Source organism: Lentzea sp. NPDC004782 (assembly GCF_040609115.1).
GTDB lineage: Bacteria > Actinomycetota > Actinomycetes > Mycobacteriales > Pseudonocardiaceae > Lentzea.
Genome location: NZ_JBEXJN010000058.1, coordinates 37,861 through 57,338 on the forward strand (window position 1 = coordinate 37,861; position 19,478 = coordinate 57,338).

20 protein-coding genes are annotated in these 19,478 nt (G+C 65.7%); 15 read left to right on the forward strand and 5 right to left on the reverse strand.

Annotated features, from left to right (window positions below):
- Positions 1–75: 75 nt before the first annotated feature.
- The 12 genes from ABZV40_RS37330 to ABZV40_RS37385 all read left to right on the forward strand — a co-directional run bounded on the left by ABZV40_RS37330 (position 76) and on the right by ABZV40_RS37385 (position 9,533).
- Entirely contained in the window at positions 76–1,272 is a 1,197-nt protein-coding gene (locus ABZV40_RS37330) for a cytochrome P450 (RefSeq protein WP_355452938.1), read from the forward strand.
- Between the two features lie 45 nt (positions 1,273–1,317).
- On the forward strand, positions 1,318–1,515 hold the full coding sequence (locus ABZV40_RS37335) for a ferredoxin (RefSeq protein WP_355452941.1): 198 nt from the start codon (positions 1,318–1,320) through the stop codon (positions 1,513–1,515).
- 2 nt (positions 1,516–1,517) lie between these two features.
- Positions 1,518–1,664 carry an FAD-dependent oxidoreductase gene (locus ABZV40_RS37340; protein WP_355452944.1) on the forward strand — a complete coding sequence of 49 codons (147 nt, stop codon included), beginning with the start codon at positions 1,518–1,520 and terminating at the stop codon, positions 1,662–1,664.
- Entirely contained in the window at positions 1,661–1,831 is a 171-nt protein-coding gene (locus ABZV40_RS37345; RefSeq protein ID WP_355452947.1) for a hypothetical protein, read from the forward strand. Before ABZV40_RS37340 ends, ABZV40_RS37345 begins: the two co-directional genes overlap by 4 nt.
- An 87-nt stretch (positions 1,832–1,918) precedes the next feature.
- Positions 1,919–2,377 (forward strand): SRPBCC family protein, encoded by a 459-nt coding sequence (locus tag ABZV40_RS37350; RefSeq protein ID WP_355452949.1) that lies wholly within the window; start codon positions 1,919–1,921, stop codon positions 2,375–2,377.
- Between the two features lie 583 nt (positions 2,378–2,960).
- Positions 2,961–3,689 (forward strand): transposase, encoded by a 729-nt coding sequence (locus tag ABZV40_RS37355; protein ID WP_355452952.1) that lies wholly within the window; start codon positions 2,961–2,963, stop codon positions 3,687–3,689.
- Positions 3,614–4,138, forward strand: a complete 525-nt coding sequence (locus tag ABZV40_RS37360; protein WP_355452955.1) for a hypothetical protein — start codon at positions 3,614–3,616, stop codon at positions 4,136–4,138. The genes ABZV40_RS37355 and ABZV40_RS37360 overlap by 76 nt, the downstream gene beginning before the upstream one ends.
- 257 nt (positions 4,139–4,395) lie before the next feature.
- Positions 4,396–5,238, forward strand: coding sequence for a polymorphic toxin-type HINT domain-containing protein (locus ABZV40_RS37365; protein WP_355452958.1), 843 nt, complete (start codon positions 4,396–4,398; stop codon positions 5,236–5,238).
- 13 nt (positions 5,239–5,251) lie between these two features.
- Complete coding sequence (locus ABZV40_RS37370) at positions 5,252–5,617, forward strand: hypothetical protein (RefSeq protein ID WP_355452961.1); 366 nt, start codon at positions 5,252–5,254, stop codon at positions 5,615–5,617.
- Positions 5,618–6,519: 902 nt separating this feature from the next.
- Positions 6,520–6,927, forward strand: a complete 408-nt coding sequence (locus tag ABZV40_RS37375; protein WP_355452964.1) for an integrase core domain-containing protein — start codon at positions 6,520–6,522, stop codon at positions 6,925–6,927.
- Between the two features lie 787 nt (positions 6,928–7,714).
- On the forward strand, positions 7,715–8,617 hold the full coding sequence (locus ABZV40_RS37380; protein ID WP_355452967.1) for an exo-alpha-sialidase: 903 nt from the start codon (positions 7,715–7,717) through the stop codon (positions 8,615–8,617).
- 415 nt (positions 8,618–9,032) lie between these two features.
- On the forward strand, positions 9,033–9,533 hold the full coding sequence (locus ABZV40_RS37385) for an integrase core domain-containing protein (RefSeq protein WP_355452970.1): 501 nt from the start codon (positions 9,033–9,035) through the stop codon (positions 9,531–9,533).
- A gap of 200 nt (positions 9,534–9,733) precedes the next feature.
- On the opposite strand, the gene ABZV40_RS37390 is transcribed toward ABZV40_RS37385, so the two are convergent.
- Together ABZV40_RS37390 and ABZV40_RS37395 are read right to left on the reverse strand one after the other, a co-directional pair.
- Entirely contained in the window at positions 9,734–12,406 is a 2,673-nt protein-coding gene (locus ABZV40_RS37390; RefSeq protein ID WP_355452973.1) for an RICIN domain-containing protein, read from the reverse strand.
- A gap of 419 nt (positions 12,407–12,825) precedes the next feature.
- Positions 12,826–14,106 carry an IS256 family transposase gene (locus ABZV40_RS37395; protein WP_355452976.1) on the reverse strand — a complete coding sequence of 427 codons (1,281 nt, stop codon included), beginning with the start codon at positions 14,104–14,106 and terminating at the stop codon, positions 12,826–12,828.
- Positions 14,107–14,259: 153 nt separating this feature from the next.
- On the opposite strand from ABZV40_RS37395, the gene ABZV40_RS37400 reads away from it, so the two are divergent.
- The 3 genes from ABZV40_RS37400 to ABZV40_RS37410 all read left to right on the forward strand — a co-directional run bounded on the left by ABZV40_RS37400 (position 14,260) and on the right by ABZV40_RS37410 (position 16,105).
- Positions 14,260–14,394, forward strand: coding sequence for a hypothetical protein (locus ABZV40_RS37400; RefSeq protein ID WP_355452978.1), 135 nt, complete (start codon positions 14,260–14,262; stop codon positions 14,392–14,394).
- A gap of 97 nt (positions 14,395–14,491) precedes the next feature.
- Positions 14,492–15,304 carry an integrase core domain-containing protein gene (locus ABZV40_RS37405; protein WP_355452981.1) on the forward strand — a complete coding sequence of 271 codons (813 nt, stop codon included), beginning with the start codon at positions 14,492–14,494 and terminating at the stop codon, positions 15,302–15,304.
- Between the two features lie 162 nt (positions 15,305–15,466).
- Positions 15,467–16,105 carry a hypothetical protein gene (locus ABZV40_RS37410; protein ID WP_355452983.1) on the forward strand — a complete coding sequence of 213 codons (639 nt, stop codon included), beginning with the start codon at positions 15,467–15,469 and terminating at the stop codon, positions 16,103–16,105.
- Positions 16,106–16,411: 306 nt separating this feature from the next.
- Here the strand turns inward: ABZV40_RS37410 and ABZV40_RS37415 are convergent, their stop codons facing one another.
- Genes ABZV40_RS37415 through ABZV40_RS37425 form a run of 3 tightly spaced genes read right to left on the reverse strand, consistent with a single transcriptional unit; the run spans position 16,412 to position 19,282 of the window.
- A complete protein-coding gene (locus ABZV40_RS37415) occupies positions 16,412–16,918 on the reverse strand; it encodes a hypothetical protein (RefSeq protein WP_355452986.1) in 507 nt (168 codons plus the stop codon).
- On the reverse strand, positions 16,899–18,053 hold the full coding sequence (locus tag ABZV40_RS37420) for a nucleotidyltransferase (RefSeq protein ID WP_355452989.1): 1,155 nt from the start codon (positions 18,051–18,053) through the stop codon (positions 16,899–16,901). Before ABZV40_RS37420 ends, ABZV40_RS37415 begins: the two co-directional genes overlap by 20 nt.
- 23 nt (positions 18,054–18,076) lie before the next feature.
- The gene (locus tag ABZV40_RS37425) at positions 18,077–19,282 is read right to left on the reverse strand and encodes an SAVED domain-containing protein (protein WP_355452992.1); all 1,206 of its coding nucleotides are present in this window, start codon (positions 19,280–19,282) and stop codon (positions 18,077–18,079) included.
- Positions 19,283–19,478 lie beyond the last annotated feature (196 nt).

Genomic DNA, 19,478 nt, shown 5'->3' on the forward strand with positions numbered 1-19,478 from the left:
CCGCTCGTCGGCTAACACTGTTAGTCTAACTTCTGTTCGACTAACAGTGTTAGCCGACGATGGAAAGGCACACCCATGACCTCGTCTCCCGCTGTTCCCGCGTTCACGCTCGTCCGCCCGCAGGGCGCCCCTCTGGATCCCTCGCCGCTGTACACCGAACTCCGTGCGACACAGCCCATCTCCCGCGTCTCCCTGTGGGAGGGGCAGCTCAGTCCCTGGTTGGTGACCCGCTGGGAGGACGCCCGCGCGGTGCTGGGCAACCCGGCGTTCAGCACCGATCCGACCCATCCCGGCTCGCCCAAAGACACTCCGCAGGGCCCGCGGGGCTTCTTCGTCAACCACGACGACCCCGTCCACGGGATGATGCGGCGCACCCTGACCCGGGAGTTCATGGTGAAGCGCATCAACGAGCTGCGCCCGGCCATCGCCCGCCTGACCGACGAGCTCCTCACCGATCTGACCGAGCTGAGCGAGCCCGCCGACTTCGTGGAGCACTTCGCGCTGCCGCTGCCGTCCCTGGTCATCTGCGAGCTGCTGGGTGTGCCGTACGAGGACCACGGGTTCTTCCAGGAGCACTCGAAGGTCATCGTCGACTTCAACGCCACGGCGCAGGAGAGCGCGCAGGCGTGGGCGAGCCTCTCCGAGTACCTGCTGGGACTGGTGGAGACCAAGCACGCCAAGCCCGGGAACGACGTGATCACCCGGCTCGCCGCGCAGGCGGACGAGGGCGGCATCACCGACCAGGACGCCGCCGACCTGGGTGCCTTCCTGTTGCTCGCCGGGCACGAGACGACCGCGAACATGATCGCGCTGAGCACCATCACCCTCCTCAGCCACCCCGACCAGATTCCGCACATCCTCGGTGGGGAAGAGCAGGTCGCGGGCGCGGTCGAGGAGCTTCTGCGCTACGTCTCGATCGTGCACGGCGGGTTGCGCCGAACCGCCGTCGAGGACGTCACCATCGACGGCGTCACCATCCGCGCGGGCGAGGGCGTGATCGTCCCCATCCACGTCGCCAACCGCGACCCGGAGTTCTTCACCGCTCCCGACGACCTCGATCTGGAACGCGCCAACGCCCGCCAGCACCTCGCCTTCGGCTACGGCATCCACCAGTGCCTCGGCCAGCCGCTGGCCCGCGCCGAACTCCAGATCGTGCTGCCCGAGATCTTCCGCCGGCTGCCCGAGCTGAAGATCGCCGTACCGATGGACGAGATCGCCTTCAAGCAGGACACGGTCGTCTACGGCGTCGTCGAGCTGCCCGTCACCTGGTGACCGCAACCACCTGATCCCCGCCACCGAGAACAGGGAAGAAACCTCATGCGTGTAGAAGTCGACGTCCCCAGGTGCGTCGCCTCGGGTCAGTGCGTGCTGCTCGCCCCCGACGTCTTCGACCAGCGCGACGAGGACGGCCTGGTCGTCCTCCTCAACGAGAACCCGCCGGCCGAACTCCACGACGCCGTTCGTGAATCCGCGACCGTCTGCCCTGCGGCCGCGATCCGCCTGGGAGAGTCGTGAGCGTGAGCCCTGCCGGCCGCGTGGTCGTCGTCGGCGCCTCCGCCGCCGGCCTCGCCGCAGCCGAAACCCTCCGCGGGGAGGGCCACACCGGCACCATCACCCTCATCGGCGACGAACCCGCCGCCCCCTACGACCGCCCGCCCCGGTGAAGGAGATCTTCTCCGGCACCTGGAGCCCCGACCGGCTGCCCCTGCGCGCTCCAGCCGATCTCGGCGTCCTCGACCTGGACGCCCGCTACCCCCTGGCCGGCGCCGCGGCCGCGCACCACCACGCCGAGCAGCGCGGCCGGATCGGCCGGGTCGTGATGGTGCCCTGACGTTCTCGGCGAGCACCAGCCGCACCAACCCACGCCGGCGATGGTCCGCGCTGCAACAGACGATCAGAAGAGAGAAGGAGAAATACCATGACCTTGCTCATGGAAGTTCGCTACGAAGAAGCCGGCATCAGCTCGGTGACGGTCGATGTCGTCGTCGAAGCCAGCGCGGAGTTCACCTGGGATGCCGTGCGCGATGTCTATGCGTTGGACACCCGGCTCATTCCGGGATTCGCGATCCACGTGGAAAAGGGACCGGACAGCAGGACGATGACGTTCGCCAATGACATGAAGATCACCGAGCGCATCATCGAAGTCGATGATGACGCCCGAAAGCTCACCTACCAAGCAACCGAAGGCGGCCCGCTGACACACCACCTGGGGTCACAGACCGTGCGGGAGGACGAAGAGGGAGTCCATCTCGTCTGGACGGCCGAGTTCACGCCCGCGTCGGTTATCGACTACACCACCAGCACCATGCGGACCGGCGCGGAACTCATGAAGAAGACGATCGACACGGCGTTCGCCGACCGGCGAGACCCCTCATGACCACCTCCGGGCAGGCCGCCCCCCAATGATGCGCGCCGTGGAGTACGGCAGGTCCTGCGGTCCCCAGGAGCCAGAGATTCGCACGGTCGCGCGGCCGCGGCCGGGTGCCGGCGAGGTGCTCGTCCGCGTCCACGGCACGAGCGTCAACCCGATCGATGTGTCGATCCGGTCAGGTGGCATGAGGATCATGTCGGGCCGCAGCTTCCCAAATGGACCTGCTGGGACTTCACCAGGGATGTGGCCGCCCCCAGCGGGGGCGTCACCGGCCTGACGCACGGACAACGGGTGGGGGTCCTCACCGACGTGCCCAGCCGTGTCGGGGCCGCCGCCGAGTACATCACCGTGAAGGCCTCGACCGTCAGTACGGCCCCAGGCAAAGCGGATCTGGCCGAGGCGGTGGCGCTGACCAGTGTCGGTGCCACCGCGCTGCATGCCTTGCGTGACGTGTTGCGGCTCGCCCCTGTGGGACTCTGTTGCCCAATTCAGGAAGTGCTGGTCAGGGGTGTTTCGTATGGTGATCGTGGTGGGTGGATGATGATCTTGCGTGGTCGGGCCCTGTGCCGGCCGCAGGAGGGATCAGGTGATGCCGGTCCAGCCGCGTGCGTGGCCGGAGGTGCCCGAGCAGACCGTGATGGTTGCCAGAGCGGCGTTTCCGAAGGGGACGCTGGCGATGCGTGTCCGGGATGAGTTGCCGGGGCTGTTTGCTGATGAGCAGTTCGTCTCGGCGTTCGGGGTGCTGGGCAAGCCGGGTATCTCGCCGGGACTGCTGGCGCTGGTCACGGTGTTGCAGTTCGCGGAGAACCTGACCGACCGGCAGGCTGCCGACGCGGCACGGGCCCGGATTGACTGGAAATACCCGCTCGGCCTGGACCTGTCCGATCCTGGGTTCGATCACACGGTGCTGACCGGGTTCCGGCAGCGGCTGATCGATCACGAACTTGAAGAGAAGGCGCTGGACCTGCTGCTGGCCCGGTGTTCGGAACTCGGGCTGGTCAAGCCGAAAGGCCGGCAGCGCACCGATTCCACGCATGTGCTGGCGGCGGTGCGGTCGGCCAACCGGTTGGAGTTCCTCGCCGAGACCCTGCGTGCCGCCCTGGAAGCACTGGCCGCTGCCGCCCCGGACTGGCTGAGCATCCGGATCGGCGCCGACTGGGTGCGACGCTACGGCGCGCGGATGGATTCCTACCGGCTGCCGGACAGAGAGCCCAGCGCTGCGCGATGGTCAACCAGGTTGGCGTGGACGGATTCTGGCTGTTGGAGGCCGTCCGCACCGCGGACGCGGCGGCGTGGTTGCGGGAGATCCCGGCCGTGACCGTGCTGCGGGCCGTGTGGCTGACGCAGTGCCACCGCGCGATCACCGGCGGCAGGCTGGAGGTGGCCTGGCGGGAGGAGAAAGACCTTCCGCCCAGCCGAGAACGTCTCTGCACCCCGTATGACACCGACGCTCGTTACGGGACCAAGCGCGGGTCGGGTTGGGAGGGCTGCACAATCCACCTCACCGAGACCTGTGACGACGTCACGGCCACGGGAATGCCGCACCTGGTCACCAACGTGGTCACCACCGACGTGACCGTCACCGACGTGGAAGTGCTCGAACGGATCCACACCGGCTTCGACCGCCGCGACCTGCTTCCCGACGAGCACATCGTGGACGCCGGCTACGTGCCCGCGCGGTCGGGCGGTGGCGTCGCTGGCACGGGAGCTCAACGAGCGTGGCGTGGTGTGTCCGTCGGGTGCGGATCGCGAGCGGAACGCGCATAGGTCGGGGGAGCGGTGGATTGTCCGGACGGTGGCGATGATTCTGGAGAACCCGCGGCTTCGGCAAGGGCCTCCTCGACGCCGCGACAAAGGACATCCGGAATGCCTGGAACTCCGGCAACTACGGCGGAGCCATCGGTATCGGTGCCTGGGCCGTCGTCGACGCGGTGATGGGTGCCAAGGGGTCGACGAAGCTCCCCTTCCTGAAACACCTGGGGTGCGGCGAGGGGAACAGCTTCACCGGTGACACCGAAGTGGTCATGGCCGACGGATCCCGCAAACCGATCGAGCAGGTGCGAGTCGGGGACCGGGTGATCGCCACAGACCCCGAAACCGGCGAGAGCGGTGCCCGCGAGGTCACCAGGACGATCATCGGAAAGGGCAGTAAGAACCTCGTCGACGTCACCGTGGACGTCGACGGCGACGCGGGTGACCGCACCGCGCGCATCTCGGCCACCGACGGCCACCCGTTCTGGGTGTCCGATCGGGGCGAGCGCGGAGAGTGGGTCGAGGCCGGGAAGCTCCGCCCCGGCGACGATCTGCGCACACCCGATGGCGGCGTGGCCGAGGTGCGAGCCGTGCAGGCGCGGGTCCAGTTCACCGCGGTCTTCAACCTCACGATCGCGGGCATCCACACGTACTTCGTGCTCGCCGGTGGTCAGGCGTTGCTGGTCCACAACTGTGGGAAGGGGCCGCTTCCACCGGGCGTCACGGACAGCATTCCCGCGCAAGGCAGGGGTGTGTCCAAGGCCTACCAGATCACCCATGCCGGCCCGTGCGAGTTCGAATGTGTCGGCGGTGGGGTCAAGATCCTCGCTGATGGCCTGGACGACCTGGATCCGTCGATCATGATCGACACCAAGTTCGTCGGGAACCTCGGGCGCAGTCCTTACGTGCCGGGAAGCAAGGCTCCTGACTTCATCCGGGACCAGGTCCACAAACAACAGGTCGACGAGATGCAGAGGTACGCGGCGATCATCAACGACCCCAACTCGCCGTTCACCGGTCTGCGGGTGGTCACGAACGAGGAGGCGTCGGCGGCGTATTTCGCCGGGCTCATGCAGCAATACAATGTTCCCGGCGTCGTGCTGGTCAAACCGTAGAAGAAGGTGTGGTGTGTCGTACCTGGTCGTGTTCGACAGCAAGACCTGGCGCGTCGACGCGGACGTGCTGCGCGCCTCACTGCGGGAGGAGTGGCCGGCTGCCGAGATGCAGCCGCCCACCCCGCACATCGTGAGCGAGGTCAGGGACGTGCATTGGTTCTACCGGACCGAAGACGCCGTCGTTGAGGCGTACACGGCCAAGGACGGCACCTGTCTCTTCCTGAAGGGCGGCCTCGACCTGGTGGTGAAGTTCGCCATCTGGTACCGGAAACTCGTGCCGGCGGACATCGACGTGATCTTCTGCGACGACGGGTACAACTTCGACGGTGTGGTCACGTTGGACTCGACCGAGGAGGACCTGCTCGAGCTGGCTAGCTGAAACGCATGGTCTTCGGGCGGGCCACGCCAGCCTCGCAGGGGTGCGCTGTGGCTTGATGCCCCGTAGTGGTCCGTCAGTTCTGCCAGGTAATCGTCGAGCACGTAGTAGTGCTGGACGCAGGCGAGGTACGCCCCTGTGCGTGCCGAGAAGTACATCCGTGCAGCTCAGCGGCCATCGGTGGGTAGTGGTCGCCATCCGGCACGATCGCGGCCGTGCTGGTCCGCTTCGCCTACCTCGCCGTCTCTCACGCCTTCGCTGCGCTCTGGCTGTTGCGCATGACTGATCGAGAGAAAGACGTCGAGATTCTCGCGCTACGCCACCAACTCGTGGTCTTGCGCAGACAACTCGGCGATCAGCACCCACGACTGCGGCCAGAGGACAGGGCGTTGCTCGCCGCCTTACTCGAGCCCCTGGCCCGCATGAGGTTGCGCCAGCTCCGGCTGCCGGTCAGCCCGGACACGGTGCTGAGGTGGCACCGCGACCTGATGAAACGCCGCCATGCCCGTGCGAGCGTGAACCGAAGACCTGGACGACCGCGCACGGTCGCCTCCATCCGCCGCCTCGTCCTGCGCCTGGCAAACGAGAAACCCTCGTGGGGATGTCGACGCATCCACGGCGAACTCGCTTCGCGGTATCGCGATCGCCGCCTGCCCGGTGTGGGAGATCCTCAAGACCGCCGGCGTCGATCCAGCCCCGCGCCGGGCGACCGTCACTCGGGCCGACTTCTTGCGCTCGCAGGCCGAGGCGATCCTGGCGATGGACTTCATCGAGACTGTCACACTGATCGGGCAGCGTCAGTACATTCTCGCCGCTATTCATCACGCTAGCCGGCGTGTGCGCATCCTCGGCGCCACCGCGCACCCCACCCATGCCGGGTCACCCAGGCCATCCGTAACCTGCTCATGGACCTCGAGGACGTCGGGGACCTGGCTCGGATCAGGTTCCTCATCCGTGACCGTGACGCCAAATATCCCGCGTTGATCGACGAGATCCTTGAGTCCTCAGAGATCGCGACGGTGCCGTCCGGTGTCCGGATGTCACGCATGAACTCGATCGTGGAACGCTGGGTGAGGACACTTCGCGCCGAACTGCTGGACCGCACACTGATCTGGAATCAGACGCACCTACGCCAGGTGCTGCGTGAGTACGAGCGGCACTACAACGAGCACCGAACTCACCGATCGCTCTTCGCCGCAGCACCCTTGCGGGCACGGCCCCAGCCTCTCGTACCCGACCAGATCAAGCGCCTCACAATAGGCCGACGGGGCCGTCTCGGCGGAGTCGTCCGCGAGTATCGCCATACCGCTTAACCTGCACGGATGCGGTTTTCGGCACGCACAGCGCCCAGGGCAGGTCGGTGATCGCCGGTCTCGCCGGAACCGGGTTGTGACACGCACCTTCGGGTGAGCGGCGACCGCGACATGCGGCAACGTCGCCATCACGATGCTTGCCGCGACCAGCGTGGTGATCCTCTTCATGCGGTCGGTGTGGTGACCTGACGCACCGGACGTCCCTTGCTGGCAGCAACCGGTCAGGCCGGTGAAACCGCTGGCAGCGCAGCCATGGAGTAGCGCCATGCACGCCGTGGACACGGTGTCCTGCCCTTGACAGTGGCCAGACCGGTGAGTTTAGTTCACTGCCTAGACGAAGTGGTCCAGGGAGGCGCTGCCGAACCCGCACCTTCTCCCAAATGAGGCTATGCACACGGGCATGCGTGGCGGGCGGGGCGTCACTGAGGAGGCAATCGTGCAGGGTCGCCACGCATCTCACGCGGATGATCCGACCGCTCGCCGTTCGCAGTTCTCACGCCGGACGTTCCTCGGCACAGGCGCAGTCGTTGCTGCTGGGGCGACGTTGGGACTGGTCGGCCCAGCGTTCGCGGACACGGGCAAGCTGAGTGGAGAGACTCCGTTCGGGCCAGTTGTTGTGGCGAACCCAGGCGGAAGTACGTCCTACGCTCGGGCCGCGCGTCTTACCGCCGGGCACCCTGCTGGGACGTCGCGGACTCTGCTCGCAACGTTTCAGGGTGCAGGCGGTCCGGGTTTCCCGCTCTACCGCAGCGACGACGGTGGCCGCACCTGGGACAAGCAGGGCAGTGTGCCCAACGCCGATGAGGCCCCCGGAATCTCTCTTCAGCCGTTCCTGTACGAACTGCCCCAGGCGTTCGCGGGCTTGCCCAAGGGCTCATTGCTCTTCACCTGCAACTGGCTGGACAACTTCACCAGCACCAACATCCAGCTCTATGCCAGCACGGATGGCGGCCTCACCTGGCAGTTCCTGAGCACGGTTGCCCAGGGCGGACCGCCCAACACGACGAACGGCGCGACGCCTGTGTGGGAGCCTTTCCTGCTGCTGCACAACAACAGGCTGATCTGCTACTACTCCGACCAGCGGGACCCGAACTTCGGTCAGAAGCTCGCCCACCAGACCAGCACAGACCTGCACACGTGGGGTCCCGTGATCGATGATGCGACCGGAACGACGTACCCCGAACGACCGGGCATGACCACCGTAGCCAGGCTGAGAAGGAACCTGTGGATCATGACCTACGAATTCGGGGCGCCCGACGACCCCGATAACCCCGATCAGAACCACTACACCTACCACGTGCGCTACCGGATCGCGAAAGACCCGGAGTCGTTCCGGTTCTCCACGGACACCCGGCTCCTCGACCAGAACGGCTATGCGCCGAACGGAGCGCCCGTGGTGTCGTGGACGGACTCGGGTGGGCCGAACGGAACGATCATCGTCACGGACAACGACAATCAGGACTTCTTCATCAATCGCGACCTCGGCAGCGTCAAGAAGTGGACGCGGCTGTCCTCGCGAATGCCGGCTGGATACAGCCGGTTCACCATTCCCCTCGATGGTCCCAGGAGTCCTCAGAAGCGTGGCCTGGTCTTCGTCATCACGGGAGCACAGTACGGAAAGTCCGGGCCAGTCGAGGCGGGCATCATCTCGGTAGGCGGCTGCGAGAATGCAGGCCACCGACGGCAATAGCGATACCGCCTGCTCCGGCGACTGCGCGGGCAAGTCGATCGAGGCCTGCTCACGGGACAGCGCCGCGGCGCCCTCCGCCGCTTCGGCAGCGTCTGCCCCAACCCCAAGTTCCACCGCTCGAACAAGTCCCGCAACCGAAGTTGAGTACCGACAGCTCCGGACCGGCGAACGGCCTGCCCGCGGCCTGCGTGGTGCGGCGCAAGTCGTCGGCGGCCATCCGGCCGATCGACTCGAACACCGGTTCGCTCTCCAGGGCCGTCACCCGGACGCGCAGAGCCGCAGGGTGCATCGGTGGACGTGACCGGGTGTCGGTCCGCAGTTCAGTCGAGATTCCGCCCTCCAGCTGCTGTCCACGATCAGTCGGCTGCCCCGGCCAGTCCTTTTCCGACGTATGTGCAGGGAAGAGCGCAAACGGGTGTACGTGTTTTTCGTGATGGAGGTCGGCACCCGCTATGTCCACATCCTCGGCGCCACCACCAATCCTGACGGGCGCTGGACCACCCAGCAGGCTCGCAACCTCCTGATGAGCCTCGGCGATAGGGCCAGTGACTTTCGATTCATGGTGCGTGACAGGGCCGGTCAGTTAACGGCGTCGTTCGATTCCGTTCTCGCGGACGCCGGCATCGACGTCGTGAAGATCCCGCCGCAGTGTCCGCGGGCGAACTGCTACGCCGAACGTTTCGTCGGCACCGTGAGGCGCGAGCTCACCGACCGGCTGCTGATCATCAACGAGCGTCACCTCAAGTCGGTGCTGAACCGCTACGTGTCCCACTACAACCATCGGCGGCCACATCAAGCGCGCCACCACACCCCACCGCGACCCGATCACCCGATTACAACGCCCGGCCGTAGGTGCGTACGTCGCCGACAAATACTCGGCGGCTTGATCAACGAGTATGAATCTACGGCAGCCTGATAGACCAGGTCAGACCCGCCGGACCGTGTTTTGGCACCCCACAGGCCCGCACCGATGGGAGCGGAGACAAGGTGCTCGGTGGTGGTCTCTTGCCGACGTTCGGAGTTGACATCTCGCCACCGCGCCCCCTGGCCGCAGGGCCGAGCGGCCAGGGGGTAGCGGTCGACGCCGCGGCAGCAGGCATGAACCGGGTCGTCCGGTCAGGCCCGGTTCAGTTGCCACTGCTGATTGGCCCCGCCGTTGGCGGCCCACTGCACGACCTGCGCCCCGTCGCTCGTCGCCGCACCGTAGACGTCCGCCGCCAGTCCGCTGTCGTGGCTGACGATGGTGTAGTAGCCGTTGCCGGTGGACCGCAGATACCACATCTGGTTGGTGCCGCCGTTGGCCGTCCACTGCTGCAGTTGCAGCCCGGCCGTGCTGCTGTTGGCGTTGACGTCGAGCACCTTTCCGCTCGGGACGTACTGGAGGGTGTAGGAGCCGTCGGAGGTCGTGGCGATGGTCCAGGTGGCGGTGCCGCTCTGCTGGACCACCTTGGCACCGTCCGCGGTGGAGTTGCCCGCGACAGCGAGCGGCTTGCCGCTGTTGCGGTTGACGATGCGGTAGGTGCCCGGTGCGGGTCCGTCTCCGCCGCTTCCGGCGAGGTTGAAGTACTCGACCGCGTCGGTGAAGACGGGGCTACCGGACTTCGTGGTCGACAGCTGCAGGTACACGCGGTTGCCGGTGGCCGGGGTGGTGAAGGACACCGGCTGGGTGACCCGCGAGCCGAGCGGGACGGTCAGGGTCGTGCTTCCGGACGCGAAGACCGCGCCGTCCGGCGCGTCGAGCCGCGCCGTCCAGGTGAAGCCCACCGAGGTGTCGGCGAGGTCGTCGTTGAAGACGGTGATGTTGCGGGTGACCGTGGCGTTCCGGGCGTAGTTGGGCACGGCCTGCGGCAGGGGGAAGGTGCCGTTGGAGTCCGAGACACCGGAGGCCGACCAGAACGGCAGGTCGACCGCGGCCACCGGGTTGAACGCCGCCTGCACGCGCTGGATCTGCGGGTTGCTCCAGGGGGCCGGGAGGTTGTCCGCGCCGTAGATGGGGCGACCGCCCTCCTCCGGGGTGAAGTCGCCGGTGCGCACTCCGGGCACGACGCTGGCCCAGGCGGACAGCAGCGTGTACGGACGCAGGTCGGTGGCGTTCTTGCCGCGCTTGGCCAGGGTGGCCGTGGCGAACCACTCGAAGCCCTGCTTGTTGTTGCACGCCGGCCAGATGTACTCGCCCTCGCCGTCGGGCCGCCCATTCACGGTTTTCAGGCCCTCCCCGTACCTGCCGAAGCCGTCGACGTAGTGCGGGATCACCGCGAAGTTGGCGTATGTCATCCCGGGATACCCGTTGAGATTCCCGTCGACGCCCACCTCGGCAATGACCGGCCGGGTGCCGTCGTTGCCGTTGATCGCCGCGTACAGGTCCTTCTCGAACTGTTCGGAATCCTGGCCGCTCTGGTTCGGCTCGTTGGCCTGGCTCCAGCGGATGACCGCGGGGTGGTTGCGGTCGCGCAGGACCAGCGCACGGGCGTGGTTGACCATGTTGTCGTGCCCGGCGATCCAGTCCTGCTTGCCGGAGGAGCCGCGAATCGCGGTCTCGCCGATGATCATCAGGCCCATCTCGTCGGCGACATCCAACATGTACGGGCTCGCGGGCTCCTGGTGGATGCGCAGCACGTTGTAGTTGAGCCGCTGGTAGTTGTCCACCGCCTGCGGCCAGCCGCCGTTGCCGGGCGACGGGGGCAGGAAGCCGGGCAGGGTGTCGTAGGCGTCGCCCTTGCCGCCGTTGTTGATCCGGTCGTAGTCGGCACCCTGGAGGTTGTCGCCGCGGAAGTTCACGCGCACGCCGTTGAGGTAGTAGTAGTCACCGTTCTGGGTGGCCTCGCGGAACCCGAACCGGTACGTGGCGTCGCTGGTGTGCCCGCCATCGGCGACGGCATGCACCGTCAGCCGGTGCAGCTGCGCCCGGTACCCCGGCCGGTACGGCACGTTGGGCCACCAGTACGAGGTGCTGTCGAGGCTCCACGCGACCGGCCCGACGGTCACGGTCACGGTCGAGTTGGCCGCCACGGTGACCGTACGGCTGGGCAGTTCCGGGTAGCTGAAAGCCGTTCCGTTGTTGGACGACAGCGCCCCGGTCAACGTCACCGACCGGGAACTGCCCGACGTGTTACGCACCGACACGTCGTAGCTCAACGTCTTGTTCGCCACCGACGTACGCACGAATGTGTCGCTGACGTACACCGCCGGGTACGTCCGCAGGAACGCGGACCGGAAGATCCCCTGTGGTATCGCCTCGGACCAGTCGGCGGCGTCGGGCACCAGGTACCGGCCGTTGGATGCCTTCAACGCACCGCGGCCCTTCACGGCGACGCTGATCGTGTGGGTGCTACCGGGGGCCGCGTAGGCGGTGATGTCGAAATTCGACGGCGTGAACGACGTGGTCTGCGTCGCCACCACCCGGCCGTCGACCGACAGCGTCGCCTGGTGATTGACCGCCCCGAACTCGATCCACGTCGACTGCGGCTGCCCCGAGTCGGGCACGGTGATGGTGCGCGAGTACACCGCCTCGTTCACGTCGGTGAAGCCCTGCTTGTACCAGCCGCCGCCGGGCACCGTGATCGAGGTAGCCCCCCGACCCGTCGGCGTGAAACTCCACGTCCCGGCCAGGTCGACCGAGGCGATTGCGGTGGCGCCGGCAGCTGCGGCCGCGGGGGCTGGCTGTGTTGCGACGACCGGCTGTCCTGCGGCGGCGGGTTGTACCGTGCCGATGGTCGCGAGGAGAGTGGCGCCGGCCAGCGCTGCGCGGGCGAAGCGCTGGGATAGCGTGCGAGGGCTGTTCTGACGCATCAAGAAATCCCTTTCGCGGGTGTCGCGTCTACGGCGATACACCGAGCATCGGACCCATCGTCACTACCGCCGGGGCCGCCGAAATGGAAAGGTCCACTATGGACTTGTCTACCGGTTCCATGCCCGCGGAGCGGGGCATCGGTCGGTAAGTAATCGTGGGGACGGCGCAGCCTGGTGTCACACCAATAAAACTATGACGGACAAGAAGGGTCAAAGCTAAATGTGAGCGCTAACTTTGAGCACTCCGACCAAGAAGAGTCCGACCAGGGGTCATCGCCGTGACAGGTCGCCGGACCGGTCGGGAAGTTGCTCCGTTCGGCCCGCCGGGCGACCTGTGCCGGCGAGAAGGCCTCACCGTAAATAGTCCGCCGATCGGCGGGGGTCTGTCAAACGAGCGGTGTAACTCGGGTTGAAAGAAACTACTTGCGTCCGGCGGCCAGGCGGCCGTCGAAGGCGATCTCGAATGCGTTGAGCGCGGGTTTCCAGCGCATCGTCCAGCGTTTGCGGCCGGTGCCGGTCGGGTCCAGGCTCATGATCGCCATGTAGACGCATTTCAGCGCGGCCTGCTCGTTCGGGAAGTGACCGCGGGCCTTGACAGCGCGGCGGATGCGGGCGTTGACGCTCTCGATCGCGTTGGTCGAGCAGATCACCCGCCGGATCTCCGGATCGAAGGCCAGGAACGGCACGAACTCGGCCCAGGCGTTGTCCCACAACCGCACGATCGCCGGATACCGACCGCCCCAGGCCTCGGTGAACTCGGCGAACCGCTCGCGGGCGGCGGCCTCGGTGGGCGCGGTGTAGACCGGTTTGAGGGCTTTGGCGATCGCGTCCCAGTGCTGCCGGCCCGCGTAGCGGAAACTGTTGCGCAGCAAGTGCACCACGCAAGTCTGGGTGATCGTCTGAGGCCAGACCGTGGTGATCGCGTCGGGCAGGCCGGTCAGCCCGTCGCAGACCACCATCAGCACGTCGGCCACGCCCCGGTTCTTCAGCTCGGTGAGCACATGCAGCCAGTATTTGGCGCCCTCGCCACCGTCACCGGCCCACAACCCGAGAATGTCGCGCCGTCCTTCACAGGTGACCGCGAGCGCGACGTAGATCGGCCGGTTGGCCACCTGACCGTCCCGGATCTTGACGTGGATCGCGTCGATGAAGATCACCGGATAGACCGGGTCGAGGGGCCGGTTCTGCCATTCGACCATGCCCTCGATCACCTTGTCGGTGATGGTGGAGATGGTCTGACGTGACACGTCGGCGCCATAGACCTCAGCGAGGTGCGCGGAGATCTCACCGGTGGTCAATCCCTTGGCGGCCAACGAGATCACCATCTCGTCCACGCCGCCCAGCCGCCTCTGCCGCTTCGCGACAATCTTGGGTTCGAAGCTGGCATCGCGGTCCCGCGGCACGTCGATCTCGACCGGGCCGACATCCGTCAACACGGTCTTGGACCGGGCGCCGTTACGCGAGTTACCGGTCCCGCGACCGGCCGGGTCATGCTTGTCATAACCGAGGTGATCGGTGATCTCGCCCTCGAGCGCGGACTCCAGCAGCCGCTTCGTCAGCTGCTGCAGCACCCCGCCCTCACCGGTCAGCTTCAACCCGCTGGCCTTGGCACTGCTCAGCAGCTGCGCCACGAGCTGCTCATCCAGGCCGTCCAGACCGGTCCCGGGCTTCGAGTCCTCGGTGTTCTCCACACCGGACATCATGTCGGTCATCAGGTGCACTTCCATGATCGGGAGTTACACCGCTGTTTTTACAGTCCCATCGGCGGTCAACCCTGTGGGTGCCAGAACTCTGCACACATGCGTTGAGCTGCGGTGGATAGGCTCTGTTGTTCGGTCGGCATGATCGTGGGTGTGGCGCTGCGACTGCTGTACCTCATCTTCGTCAAGCTAGGTGGCTGGCTGGTTCTGCTCGGCCGGTCTTCGGCGGTCAAGGACGTCGAGTTGTTGGTGTTGCGGCAATCGGCGTCCTCGGTTGGATTGGGCTGATCGTGCGGTGCTGGCCGCGTTGGTGCGGCGACTACCTCGCTGGCTACGGGAGCACCGGTTGGTGTCCCCAGGCACTGTGCTGCGGTGGCATCGGCGGTTGGTCGCCAAGAAGTGGACCTACCCGAACCGGACTGGGCGACCGCGGGTCGACGAAACCGTCGTGGCGTTGATCGAGCGCATGGCGCGTGAAAACACGGGCTGGGGTTACCGCCGTATCCAAGGTGAACTGCTCAAGCTCGGCCATCGGACGGCCGCGTCGACTGTTCGTCGTGTGCTGAAGCGTCTTCGGATTCCGCCTTCGCCGACACGGGATACCGACACGTCGTGGCGGCGGTTCCTGCGTGCTCAAGCGGCGAGCATGCTGGCGTGCGACTTCTTCCACGTCGACTGCGCCGCCACGTTGAAACGGGTGTACGTGTTCTTCGTGATGGAGGTCGGCACCCGCTACGTTCACATTCTCGGCGCCACCACCAATCCTGACGGGCGCTGGACCACCCAGCAGGCTCGCAATCTCCTTATGACCCTCGGCGATGGGGCCAGTGACTTTCGATTCCTGGTTCGTGACAGGGCCGGCCAGTTCACAGCGTCGTTCGATGCCGTTCTCGCTGACGCCGGGATAGACGTCGTGAAGATCCCGCCGCGGTGTCCGCGGGCGAACTGCTACGCGGAGCGGTTTGTCGGCACCGTCAGACGCGAGCTCACCGACCGGCTGCTCATCATCAACGAGCGACACCTCAAGTCAGTGCTGAACCGCTACGTGTCCCACTACAACCATCGGCGGCCACATCAAGCGCGACACCACACCCCACCGAAACCTGACCACCCGACTGCAGAGCCCGGCCGTAGATCCGTACGCCGCCGGCGAGTACTCGGCGGCTTGATCAACGAGTACGAGCCTGCGGCAGCCTGAATAGGCAGGTCAGGCCCACCGGACCGCGTTTTGGCACCCCACAGGCCTGCACACTTGCCCGACTCGGATGTCTCGCGAGTGGTCGATTATCAACGCTACGATGCACGTGTATTGTATATATTCTCGACGATTAATCTGCATTGTGATTGCGAAAGAGGAGACATGAAACTGGACCCCTCTTGGGTAGATTTGGTTCGCGCGGCAAGTCCTTTCGCTGCCGCATTGTTGACGGCACTGGTGGCCACGTTGGCGATTGTCTACAACCGGAAATCAACCAGGGATACTCTTGAGGTCCAATTGCTTCAGCGAATGTGGGAAAAGCGGGCCGATGTCTATATTGAGATGATTGATATGGTTAAGAAGCTGAATCCGTATCGAGGGAAAACTCTTGAGTGGATGAGAGATGCTTCCGCCAAGGGCGAACCGGTTAGCTTCCTTGCTAAAGATATGGATTCCCCTAAGTGGCGAAAACTCGAAACGCGCATCAATGCTCTGGTTTCAGAGGAAGTGCTATCGCTGTTTGAACTCTGGCGCAGTGCTATCGGTCAGTACACCTGGGCGGCTGCCGCGGCACTCCTTCACTTCGAGAAGACTTCTAAGCATCATGATGAGATGATGCAGAAGTATGAGGCATCGATGAAGGCAGTGCATCGCGCCGAAGAGTTGCTCGTGGCGCAGGTTAGAATCGAGCTACGGTTTGATTATGAGGACGTGCCAGACATTCGAGTCAAAACCGGAATAAGTGGGGTAAGCGAGATTGTTTCCGTCAACGGAAATCCGATTGACAGTAAGCGTCTCTGATAGTGCTTGACCGACTGAGAGTCATCTCACGTGGTTGCTTGATGAGGAAGTCGGTATGTAGAGGACGGAACGTCCCACCTGCGCGCCGCGAGGTGGTCGCCTCGGTCAGTCGCACCCTCTTGTCCCTGGATCCTCTGAGGTTCGCGCCAGCTGTGCGTACCGCGGTGCTCGGAATCTCCAGGGTGCTCGGTGGCCAATCGTCCCGGGCGGAACGCGATGGCCGTGTCAGAACTCGATCAACGAGGTCGACGACGATGAGTGGGTGACGCCCACGCTCCACTTCTTGAGTGGTAGGCGGATCTCCTACTACGCAACGGAAGTAGGAGGATCGGTCACCGTCGCGGCTAGCTGGCTGGCTCGCCCCGGGTCGTTATCTGCGATGGCGGCACCGAGGTGTTCCTGATCAACGCTCGGCCAGTCGCCTCCGCCTGTCCATGCACCGGTGACCAGCCAGATCTCGTAGTGGAAGAGCCACTCGCTGGCCCACGGCAGGATGCTGCTGGCGACGGGCATATCGGTCTTCCACTCACCGGGCTCGTACAGGCACAACCTGCCGTCGGTGTAGACGTGCGGTAACCCTTGCGCGCCGGGGTGCAGACGCAGAACAGGTGCGATGACCTCAACGACCGGATCGAGAGGCGGACGGTGGGTGATCCTGACGGTGTACCGGCGTGACACGGGTGTGGGTTGAAGGTCCACGATGCACGTCAGCACACCTCGCCGGATGCGGCAGCGGCTGCCGCTGACGGCCCGGCGGATGCCGAACGCGTGTTGTGCCGGGGTGAGGACCGCCCTACCGCTGCGTCGGACCATGGAAGGTGTGCTTCCGGATAGGGGGAGCCGATGCGCTCGTCGCTATGAGCGCGCCCGCCTTGCGGGACATGCCAAGCTTGCCCGCATCGCGGAACTGTTTGGCCTCCAGGCCCATGCGCTGGGCCGACTTCCTCAGCAGTCCGAGGTCGAAGGACTCACCGAGCCGGTCGACCAGGTGGTCGAGGCCCCGCCCGGCGGTGTCGCCGGCGCTGTTCAGGTCGGCGGCGAGGACATCGAGCCACGACCGGAACTTCTCGTGGCGCTTGTTGGGCTCGTTCCACTTGTCGGCGAAGTTCTCGAGTTCGTGGGCCGGGTTGGGCACCCACAACTTGTCGCCGACCTCGATGATGTGGTCCGGCATGCGCGTAACGGCGTTCAGCGCGGCCGTGAACACATCCGTCTCGCCGGAGTACGCGTGGGCGGCCAGGGTGGTGATGATGACCGATGGCGGACGGTCGTCGAGGTCATCGATAAAGTGGTTGGCGCAGTGCCACTTCAGCACCTGAACCATGCGCTGCAACGTGGTGCGGACTGTCCAGTTCGGAACTGCGGGGACGCCGGCCTCCTCGGCTTTGGCTTCCAGCGCACGGATCATCTCGGCAGACTGGTCGCGGAACCACTCCGCGTAGCCCTTCGGGTTGCTGTGGTGCCAGGGACGCAGCTTCAGGTCGGTGAGCAGGATGCTGTCCGGCGGGTAGTCCTCATCGACCACACACGGCACGACGTCGAGGTGAAAGCCGTCGTAGCTGAGGGTCCAGCAGCGCCGGCACTCGTTGATGGACAGGATGGGGAGGTCGTCGCTGTCGTCGTCGGTCTTCAGCGTCTCGTAGACCGCGAGCATGTCGCCGACCTCGTTCTTGAGCTTCTCCTGGGTCGTGCTGGTCTTGCTGATCGCCTTGTGGCAGACGATGTCGATGTCGTACTCCCCGTCCTCGTTGGGAGGGCGGATCATGGTGCCGAGAGTGATCGATCCTTGGGGATGGACGGACCACAGGTCGCCGCCCTGGTCGAGCAACGACTCACCCACGTCCTCGTAGCAGGTGATGGTCTTGTCCAGGAGCTCGTCGGGAATGTCGAGTTGCTCGACGCCACCGGTCAGCAGCTGGGAGATGAGTTCCTCTGGGGAGTCGGTCATGGAACGGGTGCTCCTTGCGCAGGTCAGAATTCGGTGCTGGTGGCGAAGATGTAGTCGGGTGAGCCGGGCATGCGGTCGTAGATGTGCAGCGGCGGATGCGCGGCGTGCAGGAGGTGCCGGCCGACGGTGATGGCCGCCGGCGGAGGCAACGCCGGAAAGATCGGGATGGCCGTTGCTCCAGGATGATCGACTTCGATCGTCGACAGCAGGGTGCGCCACGCCTGGGAGAAGCGGTCCAGCGTCGCCTGGGTGTTGATGAGCTCAGGCGTCGGCAACACCGAGTCAGGTCGCAGCTCGTAGATCGAGTGGGTGTCGCGTACGTCGCTCGGGAGTCGGTCGATGTCGACGCTTCCGGAGATCGAGCACACCACGGCGACGCGCGCCGGATCGTTGCCTGGCCGCAGGAGATGTGACGTGAAACGGGTCGGCTCGCCGAGTTCGTCGAAGCCCCAGACCGGCTTGCCCTCGCGCCGCTTCGGGTAGAGGTCGACCTGCAGCATCTTGTCCAGGTAAGTGCCCAGAAGCACCAGAACGGGGATCCTGGCCAACGCGAACACCGAGACGTGGTTCACCGACTCCTTGCGCACCTGAGTGCACAGATGCCTCAACCGATCTTCCAGGTGGCTGCGTGCGGCCGCCCAGTACGCCGGGCTACTGGCCGACTCACCGGGAATGGCGCGAAGGTCGATCTCGAACTCGTCGGCGCCGCGCAGAATCCAGTCGGGGAACCGGTTCTTCGCCAGCAATGCCGTGGTCACGCTGGAGGAGGTGAGCTCGACCGGACGGCCGTGGATGTTGCCGACCACCCGCAACACCGTCGTGCGGTTGTCGTGACCGAGGCCGGTCAACCTGCGGATGCGCTCCTCGTGGTCGCGCTTCATCGCGCGCAAGGTGTTCACGTCGAACACCTCCCACAGGCTCTTGTGGTCGATGACCCGATGCTGGTCGTGGCACAGGAGCATCAGGTTCTCCGCCGAGTTCCGTTCCTCGACGGGCAGGTCGTGGTCGCCACGCGGCGAACCGGGGGCGGTGGACCAGCCGACGATGTGCGCCAGCTGGCCGATCGGCACCTCTTGGCCGGTGGCGCTGTCCTCCATCAGGTACCGGTTGCAGATTGTGCAGCGGCCGCCGGCTCTGACCCACACGTGCCGGGCGACGGCCTCGGGGACGGCGCGGGTCTCGCCCCTGGGGCCGACCGCCCTTGTAGCCGACGGGGTGCCGTTGCCCATCCGCGTACCTTCCAGTCGATAGACATGTCTGTGTGGATGTGCGGCGCGACCAGCCGCGTCCGAGGTGGCCAGCAGGGACCTGAACCGCGTACGTCGGCCGGGTCACCCCGGCGACGTAAGGGGTGGACGGTCCACATCGGTGGTGGGGTGGGTTGGGGGGGTTTGCGGGGGCGGTGGTGTGGCAGTCCCAGTAGTG